At 36.9% G+C, this 4,743-nt stretch carries 5 protein-coding genes; 1 reads left to right on the forward strand and 4 read right to left on the reverse strand.

Going from position 1 to position 4,743, the window contains the following annotated elements; genetic code table 11:
* Positions 1-222: 222 nt before the first annotated feature.
* The gene (locus M3005_RS05865; RefSeq protein WP_293794529.1) at positions 223-855 is read left to right on the forward strand and encodes a carbonic anhydrase family protein; all 633 of its coding nucleotides are present in this window, start codon (positions 223-225) and stop codon (positions 853-855) included.
* A gap of 27 nt (positions 856-882) precedes the next feature.
* On the opposite strand, the gene M3005_RS05870 is transcribed toward M3005_RS05865, so the two are convergent.
* The 4 genes from M3005_RS05870 to guaA form a co-directional block, all read right to left on the reverse strand.
* Entirely contained in the window at positions 883-1,239 is a 357-nt protein-coding gene (locus M3005_RS05870; RefSeq protein ID WP_293794530.1) for a hypothetical protein, read from the reverse strand.
* A gap of 11 nt (positions 1,240-1,250) precedes the next feature.
* Positions 1,251-2,642, reverse strand: coding sequence for a flavocytochrome c (locus M3005_RS05875; RefSeq protein ID WP_293794531.1), 1,392 nt, complete (start codon positions 2,640-2,642; stop codon positions 1,251-1,253).
* A 75-nt stretch (positions 2,643-2,717) separates the two neighbouring features.
* Positions 2,718-3,626 carry a DMT family transporter gene (locus M3005_RS05880; protein ID WP_293794532.1) on the reverse strand — a complete coding sequence of 303 codons (909 nt, stop codon included), beginning with the start codon at positions 3,624-3,626 and terminating at the stop codon, positions 2,718-2,720.
* A 128-nt stretch (positions 3,627-3,754) separates the two neighbouring features.
* Positions 3,755-4,743: glutamine-hydrolyzing GMP synthase (gene guaA / locus M3005_RS05885; protein WP_293794533.1), on the reverse strand; the 989-nt coding region annotated here is incomplete at its 5' end.

Consider the following 4,743-nt stretch of genomic DNA (forward strand, 5'->3'; position numbering starts at 1 on the left):
GTTTCGTTACCATTGACCATAATTGTACCGGATTGCTTTAAGTCGTTATACATCCGATGAGAAACGCCATGAACCCCTAAGAACTGCTTAATTCCAGCATCTACTTGATCTTGATTCGTCCAAGTGATTTGCAAAATTTTTCACCTCCGAATTGTTTTTCTATGTATGTTATATTAACATATTAAAAAAACAAACTCATATTAATATGGAAAGAAGATCATTATGTTAGATTATAGTGAACAAGCTAATTGGGAAAACGGCTTTGGTCAGATTCAATCACCAATTAATTTATCAACCAATGACAATCAACATCTTGCTGATTATCTGCCAATTCATGCCGATGAGTTTTACCAATTAAATACAGAAATTGACGACCACACCACGATTAGATTACTTGGAATGGGGAACGCTAGTATTTTCGAGCGCCCCTATCATTTCCAGCAAGTTCATTTTCATGCGCCTGCTGAACACGTCATTGATGGCAAAGTTAATCCGATTGAAATTCATTTAGTCCACGAAAATGACGTTGGTCAAACTGTCGTAGTCGCTCTATTCCCACAAATAGGAAATGCTAATTCAGACATTCAAAACATCATTAATAATTTTGAAGGCAATCATGACCACAGTGTGTCATTAAAAATCCATCATCAAATTAATGATTTTCAAACCGGATTTCATTATCTAGGTTCATTAACGACCCCACCACTTACTGAAGGTGTCGAATGGATTGTAATTAATAACTCGACACTGACAGTCAGTCAATCTCAAGTCGACTGGTTTATTCAAAAGTTCGGTAAAAATAACCGTGCTTGCCAACCAATTAACCAAAGAAATATTCAATATTACAACAAATAAAAAGGAAGCCGTAATCGGCTTCCTTTTTTAAATTGAATTAATTTCGTCTAACAATGCACGCATCTTTTCACGTTGTTCTTCAGTGGGGTTACCTTTTGACATTTTTAAAATGTCTAAAATTTGTTGCCCATCATTTATGACGTCTTCTGTTTTAGAATTCATATTCTTTAAATAAGCGGTGGTTAAGATGGTCCCTAAATGTTCTAAGGCGTCTTCTTCCCCATCCATCGCTCTTTTACTCATTCGACGAATTAACATCTTAATATTGCGTAATTTCCGTTTATTTTCGACATGTTGGTTATAGTATGGCAAGAATAAAGCAACTACCACTGATAGTGCTTCGGCAATCGCTGCCACCCATTCTGCTGCTTCTCCGCTATGCATAAAATGTCCTCCTATTGTTCTTGAATGTATTTAAAGATTCTTTGTCCTGCTTGACGACCAAAGACGACCGTTTCAGCAATTGAATTTCCACCAATACGGTTATTCCCATGCAAACCACCAGATGTTTCACCGGCTGCAAATAGTCCGTTAATCACTTGATCATCTTGATTTAAAACTTGGGTATAGTGGTTAATCTTAATTCCACCCATTGTGTAATGAACGGCAGGTGCAATATGAATTGCCATAAAGTCTGGATGATTTAATTGACGATCCATCCCTGTCTTACGACCGAATTGATCATCATGGTTTGCGACCGCTTGATTCCACGCATCAATTGTTTGCGCTAAGTTGTCAGCATCAACATCGATATTATTTGCCAATTCATCAACGCTTTGACCATGAACTACCATCCCGATTGAATCATAGAAACGAACTGCTGGCGCATGATTAACTACTTCCGCATCCAAGATTAAGTAGGCATGCTTAGTAGCTTGTTCATTAATCGCATCAGTTACTTTTTGTCTGGTGTCTAGTTCGTTCACAAAACGATTACCATCAGTATTAACTAAAATTGCGCCTTCACCACGAATCGCTTCACCAATTAAAAAGGCATGGTCATTATCTTGCTGAACAGTTGGATGAACTTGAATTTGATCCATATCCACTAAAGCAGCACCGACATCTGTGGCTAGTTTTAAACCATCACCGGTTGCCCCTTCTTGATTAGTAGTACGATATATAGTTAAGTCTTTGCGATATTGACCGATTAATTCTTTATTGGCACCAAAACCACCAGTAGCTAACAGAACCGCCTTTCCAGCTACTTGATGCTGATTGCCATTAACATCAGAAATAACTACGCCGGTAATCTTTTCATCATCTCGAGTAATCTTATCTACAGAAACATTGTTATATACTTCAATGCCCATTTTTTCGATAATTTGAAGGAAACTAGTTACCAAATATGCACCGATTGGAGCTTGTGAATTAGGACGATGCGTTCTAGTCGTATTCATTGCACCGGTAATGGTCAAATCTTCTAACTCAATACCATGTTGTTTTAGCCAATCGATAGTTAATCCTGCATGACTAGTGAAGTACTTTAATAATTCGACATTATTTTGTTTACCCCCACCAATGTATGTATCGTTATAAAAGTCTTCAAAACTATCGACAACATGGTGATTTAATTGCACATAGGTTTCAGCGGCATTCATTCCAGAAGATGCTCGAGTGGAATTACCACCTAACTTATCCATTTTTTCAAAAACAACTGGTTTTAAACCTAGTTCTGCAGCTTGAATTGCACTGATTAATCCAGTTGCACCAGAACCGACGATAATCACGTCATATTCTGATTTTAAGTCAGCAATTTGGTTAGGTTCAAATACATATTTTGCCATTGTAATTCCTCCTCATTTCCATTTATTTTTATTTTATTACAAATAAAAGCATTGTCCAAAAGACAATGCTTTGTTTTACTCAATTAATTCATTTTTATTCGGTAGTGATTGCAATAATGCCATCCCTAAAATTAAAACCGCCCCGACAATTTCGATTAAATTAAAATCGATATGTAAAAAGACAATCGATAAAATGGTGGCGGTTAATGGTTCAAATGATCCCATCGTTCCTGTCACCGCTGGTTTTAAATAGTTCAAACTAGCTTCGTAAAAGAGATATGCTAGCATCGTACCAATCAACGCAATGAATACTAATTCAATCACCAATGCCCAGCTAAAATGGATTTGCGAAGCTTTGATAATCACGATTGGTTGAAGTGGTAAACTACCGACAATCATCGCCCATCCACAAACTAGTTTGGCATCATACTTATTCAATAAATCAATCGGAATAATCGTACAGTTGGCATTAGCTACTCCCGCCGCAATACCGAAGAATAAACCTAATGCCGAAATCGAAAGTGAATCAAAATGGCCCTTAGTCGCTAATAAATATGTACCGATAACTGCTAAGACAATCGAGATAACGTCTAATCTGATCGGCCATTTTTTTCTCGTAATTGCATAATACCCAATGATAAAGACTGGTGCTGTAAATTGAAGCACTGTCGCCGTTGCAGCGTTCCCATAATTGACCGCTGATAAGTAGCAAAATTGTGACATTAACATCCCAAACACTGAAAAAATTAGTAATTGAATGATGCTTTTGCGGTCATGCCAAATTATGAAAATTGATTGATGGTTCATTAATTTATATGTAAGTAATAGTAATATGCCGGCTGATATCATTCTGACCCCCACTACCCAAATTACTGGGATATGTTGAGTTAAAAACATGTAATCAGCGACAGTCCCGGATGCTCCCCAAGCAACACTACCGATAATCACCAATAGTAGTCCGAGAAATTTCTTATGTTCTGCCATTCGTCGTCCTCCAATATAAAATCACTATCACTTACAATACATCTAATACTCCTCTAAGGCAATTCTAATTTTTTAAACAAAAATAAAAAGAGCTCAACATAAACGTTGAGCTCTTTTCAGTGAGAATATTATTCCCATTCAATTGTCGAAGGTGGCTTACTTGTAATATCGTATACTACACGGTTAACCCCATCTACTTCATTAGTAATCTTAGTTGAGATATCAGATAATACATCCCATGGAATTTGTGCAAAATCAGCAGTCATTCCATCGATTGAATTAACGGCACGGATTGCAATAGTGTAATCGTAAGTACGACCATCACCCATTACACCAACACTTCTAAATCCAGGAAGGATAGTAAAGTATTGCCAAATATCTTTATCTAAACCAGCTGCGGCGATTTCACGACGAAGAATAAAGTCACTATCTCTAACGATTTGTAACTTATCTTCAGTTACTTCACCAATAACACGAATTCCAAGACCTGGACCTGGGAATGGTTGACGCCATACTAAGTAATCTGGCATCCCCATTTCTTCACCCAAACGTCTAGTTTCGTCTTTAAATAATGAACGAACTGGTTCAATTAGTTTGAATTGTAAGTCTTCTGGAAGACCTCCAACATTATGATGAGACTTGATAGTTTCAGCAGTGTTAGTACCACTTTCAATCACGTCGGTATATAGAGTACCTTGTGCTAAGAAATCAACATCTTTTAGCTTAAGAGCTTCTTCATTGAATACTTCAATAAATTCGTTACCGATAATCTTTCTCTTTTGTTCAGGATCAGTAACACCCTTTAGCTTGTCTAAGAAGCGTTGACTTGCATCAACTTGGATAATGTTTAGACCAAACTTACCTTCTAGACTATCCATAACTTCTTTTACTTCATTTTTACGTAGTAATCCATGATCAACAAAGATACAAGTTAATTGATCACCAATTGCTTTGTTCAATAGAACACCAGTAACACTTGAATCTACCCCACCAGATAAACCAAGGATAACTTTCTTATCGCCAACTTCTTCTCTAATTTGGTCGATTTGTAAGCCGATGAAATCATTCATTGACCAGTTAGCTTCTGCGCCACAAACGTTAAACACGAAGTTCTTTA

Origin of the sequence: Apilactobacillus sp. (assembly GCF_025290035.1) — a bacterium.
GTDB lineage: Bacteria > Bacillota > Bacilli > Lactobacillales > Lactobacillaceae > Apilactobacillus.